General features: G+C 57.4%; 19 protein-coding genes. 7 read left to right on the top strand and 12 right to left on the bottom strand.

All coding sequences use genetic code 11. The features are described 5' to 3' along the window. A partial coding sequence (locus GEAM_RS20745) for a DUF2931 family protein (protein WP_034795563.1) occupies nt 1–220 on the top strand: 220 nt, incomplete at its 5' end. Between the two features lie 16 nt (nt 221–236). On the opposite strand, the gene GEAM_RS20740 is transcribed toward GEAM_RS20745, so the two are convergent. From GEAM_RS20740 to GEAM_RS20710, 7 genes are all read right to left on the bottom strand, one after another. Continuing rightward, nucleotides 237–1,058, bottom strand: a complete 822-nt coding sequence (locus tag GEAM_RS20740) for a sulfurtransferase (RefSeq protein WP_034795561.1) — start codon at nt 1,056–1,058, stop codon at nt 237–239. Next, a complete protein-coding gene (locus tag GEAM_RS20735) occupies nt 1,039–2,055 on the bottom strand; it encodes an ornithine cyclodeaminase family protein (RefSeq protein ID WP_034795560.1) in 1,017 nt (338 codons plus the stop codon). Before GEAM_RS20735 ends, GEAM_RS20740 begins: the two co-directional genes overlap by 20 nt. 1 nt (nt 2,056) lies before the next feature. Next, nucleotides 2,057–3,055: a 1-aminocyclopropane-1-carboxylate deaminase/D-cysteine desulfhydrase gene (locus tag GEAM_RS20730; RefSeq protein ID WP_034795559.1), complete on the bottom strand. Its 999-nt coding sequence runs from the start codon at nt 3,053–3,055 to the stop codon at nt 2,057–2,059. 66 nt (nt 3,056–3,121) lie between these two features. Further along, complete coding sequence (locus tag GEAM_RS20725; protein WP_034795558.1) at nt 3,122–4,450, bottom strand: M20/M25/M40 family metallo-hydrolase; 1,329 nt, start codon at nt 4,448–4,450, stop codon at nt 3,122–3,124. Continuing rightward, entirely contained in the window at nt 4,447–5,361 is a 915-nt protein-coding gene (locus GEAM_RS20720) for an ABC transporter permease (RefSeq protein WP_034795557.1), read from the bottom strand. Before GEAM_RS20720 ends, GEAM_RS20725 begins: the two co-directional genes overlap by 4 nt. A 1-nt stretch (nt 5,362) precedes the next feature. Continuing rightward, nucleotides 5,363–6,223, bottom strand: a complete 861-nt coding sequence (locus tag GEAM_RS20715) for an ABC transporter permease (protein ID WP_034795556.1) — start codon at nt 6,221–6,223, stop codon at nt 5,363–5,365. Then, nucleotides 6,220–7,713, bottom strand: a complete 1,494-nt coding sequence (locus GEAM_RS20710; protein WP_034795555.1) for an ABC transporter substrate-binding protein — start codon at nt 7,711–7,713, stop codon at nt 6,220–6,222. The genes GEAM_RS20715 and GEAM_RS20710 overlap by 4 nt, the downstream gene beginning before the upstream one ends. 185 nt (nt 7,714–7,898) lie before the next feature. Between GEAM_RS20710 and GEAM_RS20705 the strand changes: the two genes are divergently transcribed. Beyond that, on the top strand, nt 7,899–8,558 hold the full coding sequence (locus GEAM_RS20705; RefSeq protein ID WP_034795554.1) for a GntR family transcriptional regulator: 660 nt from the start codon (nt 7,899–7,901) through the stop codon (nt 8,556–8,558). A 66-nt stretch (nt 8,559–8,624) separates the two neighbouring features. Here the strand turns inward: GEAM_RS20705 and gap are convergent, their stop codons facing one another. The 4 genes from gap to GEAM_RS20685 form a co-directional block, all read right to left on the bottom strand. Continuing rightward, on the bottom strand, nt 8,625–9,635 hold the full coding sequence (gap, locus tag GEAM_RS20700; protein WP_034795551.1) for a type I glyceraldehyde-3-phosphate dehydrogenase: 1,011 nt from the start codon (nt 9,633–9,635) through the stop codon (nt 8,625–8,627). Between the two features lie 77 nt (nt 9,636–9,712). Next, the gene (locus GEAM_RS20695) at nt 9,713–10,693 is read right to left on the bottom strand and encodes a GlxA family transcriptional regulator (RefSeq protein ID WP_034795550.1); all 981 of its coding nucleotides are present in this window, start codon (nt 10,691–10,693) and stop codon (nt 9,713–9,715) included. A 64-nt stretch (nt 10,694–10,757) separates the two neighbouring features. Next, entirely contained in the window at nt 10,758–11,519 is a 762-nt protein-coding gene (map, locus tag GEAM_RS20690) for a type I methionyl aminopeptidase (protein ID WP_034795547.1), read from the bottom strand. Further along, entirely contained in the window at nt 11,509–11,766 is a 258-nt protein-coding gene (locus GEAM_RS20685; protein WP_034795545.1) for a ParD-like family protein, read from the bottom strand. Before GEAM_RS20685 ends, map begins: the two co-directional genes overlap by 11 nt. 188 nt (nt 11,767–11,954) lie before the next feature. Between GEAM_RS20685 and GEAM_RS20680 the strand changes: the two genes are divergently transcribed. Next, complete coding sequence (locus GEAM_RS20680) at nt 11,955–12,377, top strand: nucleotide triphosphate diphosphatase NUDT15 (RefSeq protein ID WP_244956660.1); 423 nt, start codon at nt 11,955–11,957, stop codon at nt 12,375–12,377. Nucleotides 12,378–13,047: 670 nt separating this feature from the next. Here GEAM_RS20680 and GEAM_RS20675 read toward each other — a convergent pair. Then, on the bottom strand, nt 13,048–13,935 hold the full coding sequence (locus GEAM_RS20675) for a LysR family transcriptional regulator (RefSeq protein ID WP_034795540.1): 888 nt from the start codon (nt 13,933–13,935) through the stop codon (nt 13,048–13,050). An 88-nt stretch (nt 13,936–14,023) separates the two neighbouring features. Here GEAM_RS20675 and GEAM_RS20670 point away from each other — a divergent pair, with 88 nt between their 5' ends. The 4 genes from GEAM_RS20670 (at nt 14,024) to GEAM_RS20655 (ending at nt 17,822) form a co-directional block, all read left to right on the top strand. After that, entirely contained in the window at nt 14,024–14,575 is a 552-nt protein-coding gene (locus tag GEAM_RS20670) for an NAD(P)H-dependent oxidoreductase (RefSeq protein WP_034795538.1), read from the top strand. 98 nt (nt 14,576–14,673) lie between these two features. Beyond that, nucleotides 14,674–15,252, top strand: a complete 579-nt coding sequence (locus GEAM_RS20665) for a flavin reductase family protein (RefSeq protein WP_034795535.1) — start codon at nt 14,674–14,676, stop codon at nt 15,250–15,252. Nucleotides 15,253–15,465: 213 nt separating this feature from the next. Beyond that, nucleotides 15,466–16,878, top strand: a complete 1,413-nt coding sequence (locus tag GEAM_RS20660; RefSeq protein WP_084674152.1) for an MATE family efflux transporter — start codon at nt 15,466–15,468, stop codon at nt 16,876–16,878. A gap of 56 nt (nt 16,879–16,934) precedes the next feature. Beyond that, a complete protein-coding gene (locus tag GEAM_RS20655; RefSeq protein ID WP_051899591.1) occupies nt 16,935–17,822 on the top strand; it encodes an MBL fold metallo-hydrolase in 888 nt (295 codons plus the stop codon). The last annotated feature ends 37 nt before the right edge of the window (nt 17,823–17,859 follow it).

Genomic DNA, 17,859 nt, shown 5'->3' with positions numbered 1-17,859 from the left:
CATGATTATAGGTTTGGCACCCGAAGGAAAAGTCACGGTCTGGCTGCAAGATGTGGGTAAGTATCCTAATTACCATGTTACACCTTTAGCCATAGAAACACTTTCAGGTGACCAGTTAAATGCATGTAAAGGTATTACCCGATTTTCTAATGGCTATGAATATGGAGAAGAAACAAAGGCTTTCATCAAAAACAAAATCTACCCCTACGGCAGCTGGTAGAGGCCGTGCTTTAGCATCACTTCCCCGTCACTGAACCCAACTCCTCGTGCTCGGCCCATTCGTGCCACGAGCCAACGTAAATTGCGAGGTTTTGGTAGCCCGCCAGTCTGAGGGCGGCGAGAACGGTGGCGGCTCTAGCGCCGCGATGGCAGTAAATCATAATGCGCTGTCGCGAGTGTAAACCCGCCTGCTCGGCGCGTTGGGCGATTTCAGCGGCGGGTCGAAATGCGCCGTTTTCCAGTACATCTTCCCAGAACAGCAAGTGTGCGCCAGGAATGCGGCCTGCGCGGTGGCAGCAGTCGTGGACAAAGCTGCCGTCGAATTCGCTCGGGCGTCTGGCGTCCAAAATCACACTCTGCACGCCACCGGCGGCAATCACTTCGTCGCGGCTGGCAACCCATTGGCGCTGCCTTGGTGTCAGTGCGGGGGCGGGGATTTCGCTTGGCGAGACAACTGCCGATGCGCCTTGCCCCGGCGCTAATGGGCCTCCGGCAGCGACCCAAGCTTCTAGCCCGCCGTCAAGGATCAGTGCCTCTTCGCAGCCGATAAACCACGCAAACCACGCGCCGCGCGGGGAGCGCATTCCCACCCGTTGCTCGAAGAATACCGGAATGCGGTTTTCTGCCTGTGGAAGCTGCCGCCAAGCCTGTTGGAAAGAGTGCGCCATGGTGGCGAGGCCCGCCTCGGTGCAGTCGGGGATAAAATAGTCGTAAACGTTGAGATTGACCGCGTTCGGCAAGCTAGCCTGCTGCCAGTCAGCCTGTTCGCGCACGTCAATCAGTAAAAATTGCTCGCCCCGTGCCAATTGGGCCAATAAGTCAGCGGCTTGAATGAGCATCAGGCGCTCCGTTGAATAGGGGTAACAGCTGGCCGATCTCTTGCTGCTGGGCGTCATGCAACAGGCGGGCGGCGAGGGCGATATCAAACACGTTCAGGCCAAATGAGGAGAAATAGACGCAGTCATCTGCCGAAGGCCGCCAGTGGTCGATAAGCAACTGCGCGAGGTCGGCGTCCAGCTGTTCGGCGCTAAACTCTCCGGCGCGATACATCTGGAACAGGCTTTTAGCGCTGGTCTGGCAGAAGTCGCCCCATAAATCGGCGACGACCTTGCTGGCTTGCCGAATACCCTCAAAGCTCATCTCGTGGTAGCCCACTTGCAGAATGATTCGCCCCTGCTGCATCACCTCGGGGCCGAGAAATGGCTCCGCGGCGCTGGTACAGGTAATGAGCGCGTCGAAAGGCTGCGACAACGCCTGTTCGAGGCTGTCCGGCAGCGCCACTGGCCAAGGCAGAGGGCCGGAATTTTGCACTAATTGGTCGCGCTTCTCGGCGGAACGGTTCCAGCAGATCAGGCCATCCAACTCAGGGAAAAGCGCTTTTAACATATGCAGATGAGCCTGCGCCTGCACGCCTGCGCCGAGCAACAGCACCCGCCTGACCGGGCGCGGTGCGGCTAAACGCAGAGCCAGCGCGGAAACTGCGGCGGTGCGGGTGGCGGTCAGCCCGCCGCTTTCCACCAGCCCGACGGGCATGCCGCTGTCGGCCTGATTTATCAGCGTCATGGTCAGCGCCAGCGGAAAACCGTCTTGCGGCTGCGGGCGGTGAGCCGTCCATTTGACGCCCGCGGCGTTAAACCGCCCGCCGACGCTGGCGGGCAGCGCGTAAGCCTTGGCGCGCGGTGATGCTAAATCGACATGCGTCTCGGCGGGCATCTGTGCCGCATTGCTACGCATCAAATGCACCACGTCGGTCACGTCCTGCACCGCCCGCTGCGGGCTGTCGCCGCCGAGTGCCAGCACGTCTCGCGCAGTCAGATAACGCAGCATCGGCAACATCTCAGCGCTCCAGCAGTTTTTGAGCGAAGGGATAGAGGGCCGGAGAGCCGCCGCAGTGGACGAAAATCACTCGCGAGTTGGGTTGGATTTTGCCCTCCTGCACCAGTGAAATCAGGCCGTGCATGGCTTTGCCGGTGTAAACCGGGTCAAGCAGCACCCCTTCGGCCTGCGCCACGCGATAGATGGCCTCGATCCCGCCTTCAGAAGGCACGCCGTAGGCCGCGCCGACAAAGCCGTCTTCAATCCAAATGTCCTCTGGCGACCAGCTTTGCGGCCATTGCAACAGGTCTGCGCAATCCTGCGCCATCGCGGAGATCCGCTCTTGAAACCACTGCGCCTTGGCACTCACGCTGATACCAACGATTTTGGTCTGTGGCCAATACTGGCGTGCGCCGACATACAAACCCGCCAGCGTGCCGCCGGAGCCGGTCGGGGCGACAATGACGTCTGGCGGCTGTTGGCCACGGGCTTTGAGCTGCGCGTCTAGCTCTTCCACGGCTCGCACATAGCCCAACGCGCCCAGCGGGGTTGCACCGCCGAGGGGGATAATCAGCGCCTTTTCGCCGCGCGCGGTGGCAGCATCGGCGTGAGCCTGCATCGCATCGGCAATCTGGGTGAAATAGCCGTCCGGGTCGAGAAACTCTAGCTCTGCGCCAAACAGCTTGTCGAGCAGCAGGTTGCCCTGATAGCTCTCCGGCGAGTTACCGCGCAGCACCAGCACCGGCTTCATGCCAAATTTACGCGCCGCGGCTGCCACCATGCGCGCATGGTTGGACTGGTGCCCACCGGTGGTAATGATCACATTGATCCCCTGGCGCACGGCGTCGGCCATCAGATATTCCAGCTTACGGACTTTATTGCCGCCGCCGCCAAAGCCGGTGTAATCGTCGCGTTTGATGTCCAGCTGGATACCCAGCGACTCGCCGAGGCGGGTTAACGGCTCAAGCGGCGTGGGGAAGAAACCGAGTTCTACGCGTTCAAAATCATCTGTCTTGTGCATATTTTTTATCCTGAAGTCAGGTTGGGTGGTTCCCTGGTGTTAACGCCCGGCCAGAAGCCGGAAAAATCAAAATGCGGTCAGCCAGTCGCTAATGGATTGCTGAAAACGCTGCAAACCGCGCAGCGTAACGAACTCGTTGACGCCGTGGGCATTGCCGCCGTGGCCCAGACCGCCAATCAGAAAAGCCGGGGCGATGGGGGCGAAGGCGTAGGCGGGCGCGCAACCCGGCGCCCACGGCCAGATCTGTGGCACGGCCTGTTGCTGGTGGTAGCTGGCGAGTAGCGGCTCGACGCCCGTGGCCTCTAGGCCAAAGCGGCATCCGGGGTAACTGTCGTCGAGCTGTAATGCTGCGCCGGGCAAGGTAGCAAGCTGCTGTTGAATCGCAGACAGCAGGGCGGCAGAGTCAATGCCCGGCGGCGTGCGCAGGGCGAACTCGGCCTCGGCGTGATGTGGGATCACTCCGCGCCCGCCCTGAGGTTGCGTGTGGATCTCGGCTATGTTCAGCACCGCGCTGCCTAGCCACTGTTGCAGGCAGCTCAGGGTGTCGCCGCTGACTGACAGCGCCTCGCTGCGGCGAAAACGCAGTTCTTCTTCAATGCTGAACGTCTTCGCCAACTCGCCAAGCAGGGCATTGGCCGGGGCATCGGGCAAGATTTTTGCCAACACGCCGTTGGCGCTTGCCGGAGCGATTTGGCCAAGGGCTTCGACTAAGCGCCATGCCGGGTTGGCTATCCAACTGGCGTTGCTGGCGTGAATGGCCGCATGCGGGCCACCCCACGCGCCGCCGCTGACGCTGAGTCTGCCGCCAGCCAGCCCGGTAAAGCCGAGGTAAACGCGCGGCGCGCCGCCGCCGTATTCGCACAGAGAGGGGAACAGCACGGCCTCTGCCGGAGCAATCGGGCAGGGACTCCGGGCCAGATAGCGACGCAAATAGCCGCTGCCGATCTCCTCTTCACCTTCAAGAATAAATTCCAGATTGACGTTAAGCAGGCCAGTATCCAGCAGGTTTTTCACCGCCATCAGCATGCCCGCCAGCGGGCCTTTATTGTTCTCCGCGCCGCGCGCCACGTAGACTTCGCCCAGTTCCGGCCACTCCACCACGCCGCCAGAAAACGGCGGAATATCCCAGCCGCTGTCGGTGGCGGGCATCACGTCATACATGTTGTAGAGCACCAGCGTTTTGGCCGCGCCGCGTTCTAAGCGGGCGTGAACCAGCGGCGGGGCAGGCTGCGAAAGCTGCGCGCTGACCGGCAGCACCGGCTCGGCACCCAACTCGTCGAGCAGCCAGTTTTCCAGCCACTGGGCCAACTCGCGCTGTTGGTTAATTTCCCCGGCGACGCTGCGAAAAGGGGTGATGTCGGCGAGCAGTTGCAGCGTGGGTTTGATATCAATCACAGGCGGATCCTCGGGTTGAGCACCACGTACAGCAGGTCAATCAGCAAATTGATGCCGACGAACACCAGCGCGGCCAGCAGGACAATGGCCTGAACTAGCGGGAAGTCGCGGTTTTGGATGGCTTGCACCGCCAATCGGCCAATCCCCGGCCAAGCAAAAATGATCTCGGTGACCAGCGCTCCGCCTAGCAGCGAGGCGAAATACATCCCCTGCACGGTGATAACCGGGATTAAGGCGTTGCGCAGCCCGTGTCGCACCACAATCCGCCACTGGCTGAGGCCCTTGGCGCGCGCGGTACGGATGTAATCTTGCTGGAGGACGTCAATCAGGCTGGCGCGCACTAATCGCGCGATGGCGCTCATGTAGTAAGCGCCGAGGCTCAGGGCGGGCATCACCAGATTTGCCGCCTGACCATAGCCGCCCGAGGGCAGCCAGCGCAGGTTTAGGCTAAACAGGATGATCATCATCAGTCCCAGCCAAAACACCGGCACCGCCTGTCCGCTGAAGGCTATCAGGCGCGAGAACAGATCCCATAAGCTGTTCTGCTTGAGGGCGCTCAGGATGCCGAGCGCCAAGCCGACCAGCGTGCTCCACGCCAGCGCGGTAACCGCCAGCAGCAGGGTGGCGGGGATGCGTTGACTAATCAGGCTAGTGACCGGCTGGCTGTAGCGCAGGGAATCCCCTAAATCGCCGTGCAGTACGCCGTTGAGATAGTGGCCGTATTGCCACAGCAGAGGACGGTCGAAGCCCATGCTGTGGCGAAATGCGTCGATTTCCTGCTGGCTGGAGCCGGGGGGCATCATCACCGCCGCCGGATCGCCGGTCAGGTGCAGGCTCAAGAAAATCAGCACCGAGACGCCAAACATCACTAAAACTGACTGGCCGAGGCGGGCCAAAATGTAGCTCAGCATATCAATCCAGCCTTATCTGCGTTCTGCGCAGCAAACTGTCACCGAGCAGGTTGCAGCCAACCACCAGCGCCACGATAAACAGCCCCGGATAGAGCACCAGCCACTGCGCCAGCAGCATGTACGAGCGGCCTTCACCAATCAGATTACCCAGCGTCGGGGTCGGCGGTTGAATGCCCACCCCGAGGAAACCGATGGACGCTTCCAGTACGATCAGCCGAGGAATATCCAGCGTTAACAACACGATAAGCGGCGTAGCAAGGTTGGGTAACAGATGGCGCAGCAGGATGCGCGGAGTGGAAAAGCCCATCGCGCGCACGGCTTCGATATATTCCAGCTCACGAATTTCCAGCGTTTTGGCACGCGCCACGCGGGCATAAATCGCCCAACTGGTGACGCCCATGATCACGATGATGTTGCTGAGAGAGGCACCGAACAGCGCCATCACCAGTAAAATCAGCAGGATAAAGGGCACGGCGAGCTGGATATCCATCAAACGCATAATAGTGGCGTCCAGCCAGCCACCGACGTAACCCGCCAGCATGCCCAGCAGCGAGCCGACCACGGCGGCAATCGATGCCGACATCAGCACGATAAACAGCGACAGCCTGCTACCGGCCAAAATGCGCGAAAGCATGTCGCGCCCGAGCTGATCAGTGCCCAGCCAGTGCATGCCGGACGCCGTGTGGCTGCCGGGCGGCAAGAAGGTATCGGCCAGACTGTTGGTCAGTGGGTCGGGTAGCGGCAGCCACGGCGAAAGCAGCGCGGCGAGGATAATCAGCGCCAGCAGCAGGCCGCCCAGAATCCCGTCGCCATACAGGCGGCGACGAGGTTTTCTGCGCAAAACGGAGAGCGGTGAAATCATTTAATGCTCATTGTGAACAGGGAAATACGCGCATCCGGGCGACCGGAGAAGGTCAGGGCGTCGCTGCTGGCGTAAATCGAATCCTCACGGTACAACGGGATCAGCGGCTGCTTGTCGGCCACCACCTGCTGAATCTGCTGCAAGATTTTCTCGCGCTTGGCGGGGTCAACCGTCAGGCGGCTCTCATTGAGTAATTTGTCCAGATCGGGGTCGCTGACGGTTGAGTAAGGCTCGCCGGAGTGCAGAATTGGGTACAAGGCGGCGTCGGCGTCCAGCGTTTGGGTGGAGCCCCACGCCAGCATATAGAGCGGAGCCTGTTTTTGCGCCGCCACTTGCTGGGTGTAAACCGACCACTCCGGCACCTCCAGCTCGGCTTTGACGCCAATCGCAGCTAAGTCCTGCACGATGGCCTGCGCCACGTCAGCACTGGCGATGTAGCGGCGCGGAGCCTGAAACTTCAGGCTAAATCCGTTCGGATAGCCCGCCTCTGCCAGCAGCTGCTTGGCCTTGGCGATGTCCTGCGCCGGTGCGGCAATCGGCTGATAACCAAAATCTTTTTCCCCCGCCATAGTGCCGGTCGGGGTGCCAAAGCCGTGCAGTAGCTGGGTGGTGTAAGCCGTGCGGTTGAGATCCAGCGAAAGGGCTTGGCGCACGCGCACATCATTCAGCGGCTTTTGATCGTTCTTCAGGCCGAGATAAATCGTCAGGCCGCCGCCTTTTACCTGTTCGAGATGAATGCCCGGCTTGTTTTTCAACGCCGGTACCAAGTCGGCCGGCACGCTGTCCACCAGCTGTACTTCCCCGGTCAGCAAGGCCGTGACGCGGGCGGTGGCTTCAGGAATAGGCTTCCAAGTCACCGTGTCGATAGCCGGTTTGCCGCGCCAGTAGTCCGGGTTGGCTTTCATCACCACTTTCTCGTCAGGCACGAACTCGGACAGTGTGTAAGCACCGCTGCCAATTGGCTTACGCGCGAACTCGGCGGCACCGACTTTACTGACATAGGCCGGTGGCACGATGTAGGCCGGGTAGCGGCTCATGCGGGTTGGCAGCAGAGGGTCCGGCCCATCGGTGTGGATGCGAACTTGATAATCGCCGGTCACTTCGACCGACTTGATGGTGCGGATGTAAGAGATGGTCGGCGCGTGGTTGGCCGGGTCGAGAATGCGGTCGAGGGAGAACTTCACTGCCTTGGCATCAACCGGCTCGCCGTCGGTAAACTTCACCCCTTGGCGCAGGTCAAATTGCCAAGTCGAGGCATCAATGGCTTTCCAACTCGTCGCCAGCCCCGGCTGTAATTTCATCTGCGGGTCGCGCAGCACCAGCGTATCGAACAGGTTATCAACCAGCGTGGCGGGCTCTTTCAAAAAGCCCGGATCCATGGCCGTGGCCGAGGTCGCCTGAGCAATGGTTAATTCAGAAGCTGAAGCCAGAGGTGATATCAGGCTGATTAACACAGCCAGCGAGGCAAGTTTGAAGGCAGGTAGTCTCATAGCATTTCCCCAATATGATGTCGTCAACAAGCGGTTGGCGAAAGTAGAATGCGTCTTTGACGGCGCGTGGTTGTTTACTCACTGTTCGATTTCTTAATACAGGATATATCCTATATAATGTATTTTTTGCAAGCCATGCATAAAACCGCAAAAGCAAAGTCAATTTTTTGCTAAAGGAAATTCACATGTTTGAGATGGAAAAAGCGCAGCGGGTTAGCCTCACCATGCAGGTTGAAGCCAATCTGAAGAGCGCGCTAATTGTCGGCGTGTTGAAGCCGGGCGCGCGGTTAGTGACCAAGGAAATTGCTGGACAGTTGGGAACCAGCGTGACGCCGGTGCGCGAGGCTTTGCTGCGGCTGGTGGCCGCCGGTGCGTTGGATGCTACCCCCGCGCAGGCTTTTTTGGTGCCGGATATTTCTCTGGCTCAGTATCAGGAGATCACCCTGATCCGCAAAAATCTCGAAGGATTAGCGATTGCGCAGGCCAGCCAGAAGATGGATGCCAGCAAGCTAAAACGCCTGACCGCGCTCAATGCCGCTTTTATGAAAGCCAAGCTGGCGCAGGATACCGAGCAGGCGTTGCAGGCCAACCGCGAGTTCCGTTTTGCGTTGTATGAGTATGCCGAGATGCCGACCCTGACCTCGCTGATTGAGCAGCTTTGGGTGCAGATTGGTCCGTGCTTCAACTACTTATATCCGCAATCTGCCGACATGGCGCAGGGCCACCATAACTATGATGAGCTGTTGCTGGGGCTGAAGGCGGGGGACAGCGCGCGCTGCGTGGCGTCGATTCATAAAGCCATCGACGACGGCGCCGCCATTCTCGAAAAGCACTATTTCGCTTAATGATTGATTTACTGATACAAAAAGGCCCGCACGACGGCGGGCCTCAACTGTTGCTTCACACTGCCATTACAGGCCGCGTTGGTCCATCAGCACGGCTAAATCGACCAGACGGTTGGAGAAGGCCCATTCGTTGTCGTACCACGCGAGGATCTTCACCAGATTGCCGCCAATCACCAGCGTGGACAGCCCGTCGATAATCGACGAACGCGCATCTCCCTGATAGTCGCTCGACACCAGCGGCTCGTCGCTGTAGCCCAAAATGCCTTTCAACGGACCGGATCCTGCGGCTTGGCGGAAGGCGTTATTCACTTCTTCGGCAGTGACGTCGCGTTTTAGCGTCACGGTCAGGTCAACGATAGAAACCACCGGCACCGGCACGCGCAGTGAGTAGCCGGTCAGGCGTCCATCTAGTTCAGGAATGACTTTGCCCAAGGCTTTGGCCGCGCCGCTGGAGTAAGGAACAATCGACAGGGCCGCCGCACGCGCGCCGCGCAGGTCTTTTTCTGGCTGGTCGTGCAGTGCCTGACTGTTGGTGTAGGCGTGGGTGGTGTTCATCAGGCCATGCTCAATGCCGAAGCTCTGATGCAGAACCTGCGCGGCCGGAGCCAGACCGTTGGTGGTGCAGCTGCCGTTGCTGACAATTTTGTGCTGCGCCGGGTCATATTTCTCATGGTTCACGCCCATCACCACGGTGATGTCATCGTCTTTGCCCGGCGCGGAGAGGATCACGCGCTTGGCGCCGCCTTTGGTGATGTGCACTTCGGCTTTGGCTTTTTCTGTGAAGAACCCGGTGGACTCAATGACCAGTTCGACGCCCACGCTGCTCCATGGTATTGCACCCGGATCGCGCTCAGAGAAAACGCGGATGGCGTCGCCATTCACTTTCAGCTGGCCTTCGGAGGCTTCGACATCGGCCGCGAGGGTGCCTTGCAGTGAGTCATATTTAAGAAGGTGTGCGAGGGTTTTGCTGTCGGTCAGGTCGTTGATTGCCACGACTTGAAAATCGCTGCGGCCGAGCGCGGCGCGCAGAACGTTTCTACCAATGCGACCAAAACCATTAATGCCTACTTTGACCATGATGTACTCCTTGGTGAGTTGTCTGGTTTCAAAATAGTGCTTTGGCTGGTTGGCGTAAATGACAAATAAGAATCAATTTAGGCCATATTGCGCGCATAGAAGCGTTCGCGATAATCCGACGGCGTGAGTTGCAGATTGCGTTCAAACACCCGGCGCAGATTCAGGCTATTGCCAAATCCGGTCATGGCGGCGATCTGCTCGATTTTGTCTGAGCTTTGCTCAAGGTGCTGGCGGGCGACGTCGAGACGCACTTCTTCAACGTATTTCGCCGGGCTGCTGCCGGTTTCTCGGGTGAAGACGCGGGTGAAGTTGCGTGGGCTCATGGCGACGCGCTCGGCCAGTTTCTCCACTGACAGGTCGCCGGAAAGATTTTGCAGGATCCAGCTTTGCAGGTCGCGGATAGGGCCGGGGGTGTTGGACTGGCTGAGCAGGAAACGGCTGAACTGTGACTGCCCGCCGGGGCGGCGCAGGAACATCACCAAGTCTTGTGCAACGTCGCGGGCCAGCGTGAAGCTGTGATCATCTTCCACCAGCGCCAGCGTGAGGTCAAAGCCGGAGCTGACACCCGCCGAGGTCCAGACATTGCCGTCTTGCAGATAAATCGGGCCTTTCTCGACCAGCACGTTGGGATAGGTATTTTGCAGGTTATCCAGCTGCCGCCAGTGGGTGGTGGCGCGACGCCCGTCGAGCAAGCCCGCCTGCGCCAGCAGCAGCGCACCGCCGCAAATCGACACCACTCTTTTGGTATGAGGCGCCGCGCGGGTGATCCAGTTGGCGACCAGTGCGGATTCCTCAGGAGTCGAGCCTTTACCGGTGATCATCACGGTATCGCGAGGCACTGCGGGGTCGAGGTCCTCCAGCCGATGGTCGGCCAGCAGGTTCAAACCGGACATGCCGCGGATCACGCGATGCGACTGGGTGGTGGCGATTTCCACCTGATAGGGCGGATGAGGGGAATCCTTGGGCCTCAAGCGATTGGCTTGCATCAGGATGTCGGCGATGCCGGTAGGCTCGAACAGCATGCCCCCTTCGGGGACAATAATCAGGAATGTGTGCATGTCCTTAAAATACAAAAAAGGACAAAATAGGTCAAGAAAGGCCCAAGTGAATGGGCCTTAAATTTTATGGCCAAGGGGTGAGGATTTCATAGCCATCTTTGGTGACTAACACCATGTGTTCCCACTGCGCGGAGAGGGAGTGGTCTTTGGTCACCACTGTCCAGCCATCTTTTAACAGTTTGGAGAAACGCTGGCCGGCGTTGATCATCGGCTCGATGGTGAACAGCATGCCCTCTTTCAGCACTAAGCCTTGGCCTTTTTGGCCGTAGTGCAGCACCTGCGGATCTTCGTGGTAGCCCTGTCCGATGCCGTGGCCGCAATACTCTTCTACCACGCTAAAGCCTTCGCGCTTGGCAACGGCGGCAATCGCAAAGCCCACGTCGCCAAGGGTGGCGCCCGGACGAACCACTTCAATACCCGCGTGCATGGCTTCGAGGGTGGTGTCCACCAGTCGGCGGGCGAGGATTGAAGGCTCACCGGCATAGAACATGCGGCTGGTGTCGCCGTACCAACCGTCTTTGATCAGCGCCACGTCAACGTTGACGATATCGCCTTTTTTCAACACTTTATCGGAAGGAATACCGTGGCAAATTACGTGATTCACCGAGATACAGGTGGTTTTGGTGTAGCCCTGATAGCCAATGTTGGCCGGGATAGCGCCCAGCTCGTTGACGATAAAGTCGTGGCACAGCGCGTCCAGATGATCTGTGGTGACGCCCGGCTGCACGTGTGGCTCAATCATTTGCAGCACACGGGCGGCAAGGTGCCCGGCGGCGCGCGCCTTGATGATGCCTTCGGGGGATTTAATAAAGGAGTTATTGCTCATTAACACTCTTCCTTGTTGTCACGCCATCGTTAAGTAGTGTCTTTATGCCATCGAACTGCTCGTTCGATTCCGTGCTGGCTTTTACCAATAGCTGGCAGATATCACGGTGAGAAAGGTCTGGGTGCATTTCCATCAGCATGCCGACTTTCATCCAATGCTCGGCCTGAGCATTCATTGAACGAGTGAATGCCATGCTGGCGATACGCAGGTTTTCATGCATCATTTCTGAGATTTTGATAATGCCCATCGGGGTTCTCGCAATATATGGTTTATATATGATTCGTATATGTTCCGTATCTTAGCTGACTTGCGCGCCAAGTTGCAACTCCGAGGATATTGTTGGAGAAAGCGGCGGGGCTGGTTGGCAAACCACTCGGTGAGAACTATGTTGGAGGGGAGAAATAGCTGCCAGCAGAGCGAAATTAACGGAGAGAAATGATGAGCTTAATGCCTAAAATCGGCGTTGGGGTACTGGTTTTCCGCGAAGGGAAATTGTTGTTAGGTCGCAGGAAAGGCAGCCACGGAGCGGGTTTTTGGTCGGCTCCCGGCGGCCATTTAGAGTTTGGTGAAACGCCAGAGCAGTGCGCCATGAGAGAAACCCTCGAAGAAACCGGCCTGTCTCTTGACGTGGTGCAGCCCGGCCCGTGGGTCAACGACATTTTCACTGCTGAACAAAAACACTATGTGACCCTGTTCTGTATCGCGGAATCAAAAGCCGGGCAGGGCGAGCCGATTAACACCGAGCCTGAGAAGTGCGAAGGCTGGGGTTGGTATGATTGCGAGCAGCTGCCACAGCCGCTTTTTCAACCACTTGAAGACTTGATAGAAAAAGTGGGAAATATCAAAAATTTGATTTAATTTTCGGGTATGGCTGAGAATAAAAACATGTTCTTAAATACAGTGTTGACACCTCGCTAAGAACGAGTAGATTGGGACTTAACGGTGAAGCGAAGTTTGAAGTAACAAGTATTTCTTACCCCTCCTTCATCGTTATATAGAGAGTTTTAAATACTCTATAAAATAGAGTGCGATACGGGCCACGAAATATTGTTGTTTGGGCGATTCACCGCGGAGAGGGATGAAAACCAATTCGAGTGATGACGATTTCAGGCCACGTAGTTAATCTTCACAATCGCACGCATGGGAATGCGCGATGATGTAAGGCCTTGTTGTTAAGAGTAATGTTCGCGATTTGGGTACGAAAGTATGTGATCGAGAATGTCGCGATGAAAGTAAGGCAACGCATCAAAGAGTATATATCGCGTGGGAGATGTACTTATCCGCTTCTCTATTTCGAACAGAGAAACCGATAAATGACACAGGATTGATGCTTTATTCCATTTTATTATAGGAGGACGGCAGTACCTGAGTTACTAATATATCCTGTGAAGCTATGTACATCATTTGAAGTAGTATTAAGTTATAAGTTGATGAATGTTAATTACTAACACTGTAGTACCTTAAAAGCCCCGGCAAATATCGCTGGGGCTTTTTCATTTCTGCTACAGAAATACTTTGTTTTCTCTTATCAGTGCAGCAGTTGGCCGAGGATCTCGGCGACGTGCTGCAACGCGATGTCCTGCGAGCGGCGCTGATGCCAGGCGATGTGTAGCGGGAAGCCCGCCACGGGTACCGGCAGGGGAAGTGCAGTAATGCCTTGGGTTAAAGGCACAACCCGTGAAGGGAGCAGCGCCATTAAATCTGACCTGGACAGCAACGGCGGCACCATCTGGAAATTTGGCAGCACCAGCCCGACCCGGCGGCTCAACCCCCTTTGTGCTAACGCGGCGTCAACCGGAGTCGTATTCTCACCTTTACCTGAAACCACAATGTGCGGATAGGCTAACCAGCCATCAATGTCGAAGTTCGCGGCGGCGGGATGCTGCTCGCGCATGGCAACCACGTACTCCTCTTCCAGCAGCGTTTTGCAGTAAAGCTCCTCTTCCACCTGTGGGAAAACCGAAACTGCAATGTCAGTTGAACCGTTAAGCAGTGCCGTTTTTGCACTGTCGGCTCCGGCCCATGTCTGAATAACTAAGTTAATTCCTGGCGCAGACACCTGCAAAGTCTGCATCAGCGGCCCGATCACAAAAAGTGCCGGGTAATCCGCCATGGTGATGCGTAATGTCTGCTGGATCTGATTGAGAGGAAGCGAAGGCGGATTGATCAGTTCGACCACGTTTCCCAGCAGCGATTTGAGCGGCGCGCGCAGCGTCTGGGCATAAGGCGTGAGGCGCATGGTGCCTCGCCCGCGCTCGAGTAAAGGGTCATTAAACAGAGAGCGGCAGCGCGCGAGAGCAGCCGAGGTCGCAGACTGTGACATGCACAATCTGTCCGCCGCGCGGGTGACGTGTGCTTCGTCCAATAAGGCGTCGAGCACCACCAACAAGTTGAGGTCGAGCGTTCTTAAATTCATCTCATCGATAATAGATTATCTTTATTATCTGTTGGAGTAATTTCTCACCGCTGCTCATTATCTCCTTATCAACCTAAGGAGACGCGCCATGAGTAAAACATTAATCCTGATTTTCCATCCAGACCTGACCACTTCCAAGGCGAATGCAGCCCTAATCGCCGAAGCGTCCAAGCTTGAAGAAGTTGAAATCGTTGATGTTCAGTCACTTTACCCGCAGGGGATGGACATCCATGCTGACGGCGAGCGCGAAGCCGCGCGGCTGCTGTCTGCCGATCGCATCGTGCTGCAATTCCCACTTCACTGGTACAGCATGCCAGCCGTAATGTTGCAATGGCAGGCGGCGGTACTGACGCGGATGTTCTATCTGTGTTATCTGCAAGAGGGCAGTAAGCTCGAGGGTAAACCGCTATTTATTGCCGCCACCGCGGGCAATGTTGAAGAGTCTTATCGCCGCGGGGGGAGAAATCTGTTCAGCATTGAGTCCCTGCTGGCGCCGCTGCAAGCCACTGCTCATCGCTGTGGGCTAGCGTGGAACACGCCTTTTGTGGTGTATACCGCCGACAAGCTGGAGGCTGATGTTTTACAGGCCAAAGGTGAGGAATATGCACAGGCGCTGCGTGGATGGATGCAGAGTGAATAATTCACCTTCAAGGGTTTTTCTGGGTAACTGACTTTTGCTATTGTTATGCCGCCTAACGAACGACAAACAGAAGCGAGCCTAGCCGCCAAGGAACCCTGATGAACGAATTTATTGCGCCCGTTGAACTCGAAAAATCATACCGCTTACTCAATCACGGACCGACGGTGTTGGTGTCTGGCAGCCACGGCGGGGTGGATAACGTGATGACCGCCGCGTGGTCGTGCGCGCTGGACTTTACCCCGTCCAAAGTGATGGTGGTGCTGGATAAAATCACTAAAACCCGCGAGCTGATCGAAAAGAGCGGCACCTTTGTGTTGCAGGTTCCGACCGTGGCTCAGTTGCAACTGACTTATGATTTAGGCCGCAGCAGCCTGTTTACCGAGCCGGAGAAATTGGCGAAAACCGGCGTGCAGCTGTTCAGCATTGAAGGCCACGACGGCCCCTTTGTCGAAGGTTGCTCGGCGTGGTTGTCCTGCCGGTTAATCAATGAGCCGCACAACCAGCAGGCCCACGACATGTTTATTGGCGAAGTGATTGGCGCATGGGCCGATACGCGCGTGTTTAAAAACGGCCACTGGGCGTTTGAAAGCTCCGACCCAGATTTCCGCAGTTTGCACTACATCGCTGGCGGCAACTTCTATGCCATTGGCGAGTCACTGCAAGTCGAAAGAGAGTAACCAGACGACATAGGGTCACATGAGAAAATTTTATTCATGTGATCCTTGCTTACTTTCCCCGTCACTCATCTCCCCAAAAATATTTATCATTCCCCCTCTTGCGTTCAGATTTCACCACTCATAGTATTATGATCATAATATAATGATGTGAGCTGATGGGCGTTGCCCTTCATGCCGCGTAGCGAGCAGCCTTAACCACACCAGGGTGAAAAAATGAACGCGAATGTCCAACCAAGCAGTGAGGCTGTGAAGCGCCAAAAGCGCGAAGCGATGCTTAACGGGCCTGTGTTTAAAACCATGATGCGCCTCGCGCTGCCAACCATTGGCGTGCTGGTGGCACAGACATTGGTGAGCGTGGCCGAGACTTACTATGTGTCGTTTCTGGGCACATCCGCGCTGGTCGGCGTCTCAATGGTTTTCCCACTGTGGATGCTAATGACCATGATGGCCGCCGGTGGGATTGGCGGCGGCGTGGCTTCCGCCGTGGCGCGGGCCGCAGGGGCGGGCAGACATGCTGACGTGGACGCGTTGATCCTGCACGCCATTGTAATTGCCGTTGCCTTCGGGCTGGCCTTTTCGGTGCTGGTTATCGGATTCGGGCCGCACCTGTATGCCGCGCTGGGCGGCACGGGTGAGGCGCTGAAGTCGGCGCAAACCTACTCGATTTTTGTCTTCTTAGCCGCCGTGCCGATTTGGATCGTCAATCTGCTGTCGGCAGTGCTGCGCGGGGTGGGGAATGTCAAGGTTCCCGCCACGGTGACGCTGGTCGGCGCGCTGGTGCTGATCCCCCTTTCGCCACTGTTTATCTTCGGGCTGGGGCCTTTCCACGGCTTCGGATTGGCCGGGGCCGGTATCGCCATCAGCCTCTATTACTGGCTGGCGGCCATTGTGCTGATTCGCTACATGGCTAGCGGGCGCTCGGGTCTGCACCTTCGCCGCTCTCCGCTGCGTGTGGACTTATTCCGCGACATTTTGAAAGTCGGCATTTTGGCGGCGCTGGGCACTATTCAGTTGAATATCATGGTGTTGCTGGTCACTGGCGCGGTGGGCAAGTTCGGCGTTGAAGCCATTGGCGGTTACGGCACGGCGTCGCGACTCGACTATGTATTGATCCCCATTCTGTTTGGTCTGGGAACCGCCGTCCTGACCATGGTCGGCACCAATATCGGGGCAGGGCAGATTGCCAGAGCGCGGAAGATTGCCTGGATTGGCGTGGCAGCCAGCGTGGTTATCACTGAAACAATCGGTCTGATGGTGGCGCTGTTCCCTGACCTGTGGCTGGGTCTGTTTACCCACGACGCGGCGATTAAACAGACCGGCGCACTCTATCTGCACGTCATCGCCCCTCTGTACGCGGCCAACGCCATTGTTTTCGCGCTCGGTTTTGCGGCGCAGGGCAGTGGTCATATGTGGCGCATTTTCTTGGCAGGCACGGTGCGTCTGGCGATAGCGGCGGGAGGTGGCTGGCTCGCCGTCTCGGCCTTCGGCGCGAGTCTGGAAGCGCTGTTTATCATCGTGTTATCGGGCATGGTTATCTCGGCGGTTATTTGCGTGGTGACTGAGCTTTCAGGGGCGATGTGGCCGCGAACCTCCCCCGACGATTCAGCGAAAGCCCAACTGGCCTAGTTGCTCCAATAGTTTTGAAAAATAAGTTTTAACGCTGAATGAGGAAGAGGTAAACCATGAATACGCAAATCGGGGCGACCTGGAAAATTGGGCAGACGATTGTCACGCGAATTGAAGAGTTGCACGGCCCAAGCTTTAGGCCAGCGGAGCTGTTCGACAACTGGGACCCAGAGGTGCTCAAGGAGCACGGCCACTGGCTGGCGCCGCACTTTTACCAGCCTGCCACCGACCAGATTGTGATGTCGGTACACTCGTGGTTAATCCGCACGCCGCATCACACCATTCTGGTTGATGCCTGCTGCGGCAATGACAAACAGCGCCCGGCGTCGCCGCACTTCCATCAGTTGAACGAGCCTTATCTCGACCGATTGAAAAGCGCGGGCGTCTCGCCGGAAGAGGTGGATTACGTGCTCTGTACCCACCTGCATGTGGATCACGTGGGCTGGAATACGCGGCTGGTGGACGGGCGCTGGGTGCCGACCTTCCCCAACGCCAAGTACGTTTTCTCCCTCGAGGAGCTGAATTTCTGGGATCCGGAGAAAAACCCGCATCTGCCGCAGGAGCCGCGCGACGTGTTCACCGACTCGGTGCTGCCGGTGATTGCCGCCAATCAGGCGCAGGTGGTGAACATGAGTGACCAGCTCAGTGACACGCTGTTAATCGACCCAACGCCGGGCCATTCGCCGGGCCACATCAGCCTGCGTCTGGTCAGCGGGCAGAATGAGGGGATATTTACCGGCGACGTGATGCACCATCCGATACAAATTTATCGGCCCGAGTGGAACAGCCGGTTCTGCATGGATCCGCAGCAGGCGGTGACCACCCGCAAGCAGCTGCTCGAGCACTGCGCGGAGCATGATTCGCTGATATTCCCCGGCCATTTTGGCGCGCCGCACGCCGGGCGCATTCGCCACAACGGGCAAGGTTTCCTGTTCGATTTCTGACACTTGCCTGATGCATAAAGGCTATCGCAGCACTTAA

The sequence above is a fragment of the Ewingella americana ATCC 33852 genome, assembly GCF_000735345.1.
In the GTDB taxonomy this organism is placed as follows: domain Bacteria; phylum Pseudomonadota; class Gammaproteobacteria; order Enterobacterales; family Enterobacteriaceae; genus Ewingella; species Ewingella americana.
This window is presented reverse-complemented; position numbering and strand designations above follow the sequence as displayed.

What these genes read in the sequence shown, in the direction of transcription:
- GEAM_RS20730 (WP_034795559.1), bottom strand. Translation starts at nt 3,055, where the DNA reads ATGCACAAGACAGATGATTTTGAACGCGTAGAACTCGGTTTCTTCCCC.
- map (WP_034795547.1), bottom strand. Translation starts at nt 11,519, where the DNA reads ATGAGCAATAACTCCTTTATTAAATCCCCCGAAGGCATCATCAAGGCG.
- GEAM_RS20655 (WP_051899591.1), top strand. Translation starts at nt 16,935, where the DNA reads ATGAATACGCAAATCGGGGCGACCTGGAAAATTGGGCAGACGATTGTC.
- GEAM_RS20680 (WP_244956660.1), top strand. Translation starts at nt 11,955, where the DNA reads ATGATGAGCTTAATGCCTAAAATCGGCGTTGGGGTACTGGTTTTCCGC.
- gap (WP_034795551.1), bottom strand. Translation starts at nt 9,635, where the DNA reads ATGGTCAAAGTAGGCATTAATGGTTTTGGTCGCATTGGTAGAAACGTT.
- GEAM_RS20715 (WP_034795556.1), bottom strand. Translation starts at nt 6,223, where the DNA reads ATGATTTCACCGCTCTCCGTTTTGCGCAGAAAACCTCGTCGCCGCCTG.
- GEAM_RS20735 (WP_034795560.1), bottom strand. Translation starts at nt 2,055, where the DNA reads ATGTTGCCGATGCTGCGTTATCTGACTGCGCGAGACGTGCTGGCACTC.
- GEAM_RS20660 (WP_084674152.1), top strand. Translation starts at nt 15,466, where the DNA reads ATGAACGCGAATGTCCAACCAAGCAGTGAGGCTGTGAAGCGCCAAAAG.
- GEAM_RS20740 (WP_034795561.1), bottom strand. Translation starts at nt 1,058, where the DNA reads ATGCTCATTCAAGCCGCTGACTTATTGGCCCAATTGGCACGGGGCGAG.
- GEAM_RS20670 (WP_034795538.1), top strand. Translation starts at nt 14,024, where the DNA reads ATGAGTAAAACATTAATCCTGATTTTCCATCCAGACCTGACCACTTCC.
- GEAM_RS20675 (WP_034795540.1), bottom strand. Translation starts at nt 13,935, where the DNA reads ATGAATTTAAGAACGCTCGACCTCAACTTGTTGGTGGTGCTCGACGCC.
- GEAM_RS20720 (WP_034795557.1), bottom strand. Translation starts at nt 5,361, where the DNA reads ATGCTGAGCTACATTTTGGCCCGCCTCGGCCAGTCAGTTTTAGTGATG.
- GEAM_RS20705 (WP_034795554.1), top strand. Translation starts at nt 7,899, where the DNA reads ATGTTTGAGATGGAAAAAGCGCAGCGGGTTAGCCTCACCATGCAGGTT.
- GEAM_RS20695 (WP_034795550.1), bottom strand. Translation starts at nt 10,693, where the DNA reads ATGCACACATTCCTGATTATTGTCCCCGAAGGGGGCATGCTGTTCGAG.
- GEAM_RS20710 (WP_034795555.1), bottom strand. Translation starts at nt 7,713, where the DNA reads ATGAGACTACCTGCCTTCAAACTTGCCTCGCTGGCTGTGTTAATCAGC.
- GEAM_RS20665 (WP_034795535.1), top strand. Translation starts at nt 14,674, where the DNA reads ATGAACGAATTTATTGCGCCCGTTGAACTCGAAAAATCATACCGCTTA.
- GEAM_RS20685 (WP_034795545.1), bottom strand. Translation starts at nt 11,766, where the DNA reads ATGGGCATTATCAAAATCTCAGAAATGATGCATGAAAACCTGCGTATC.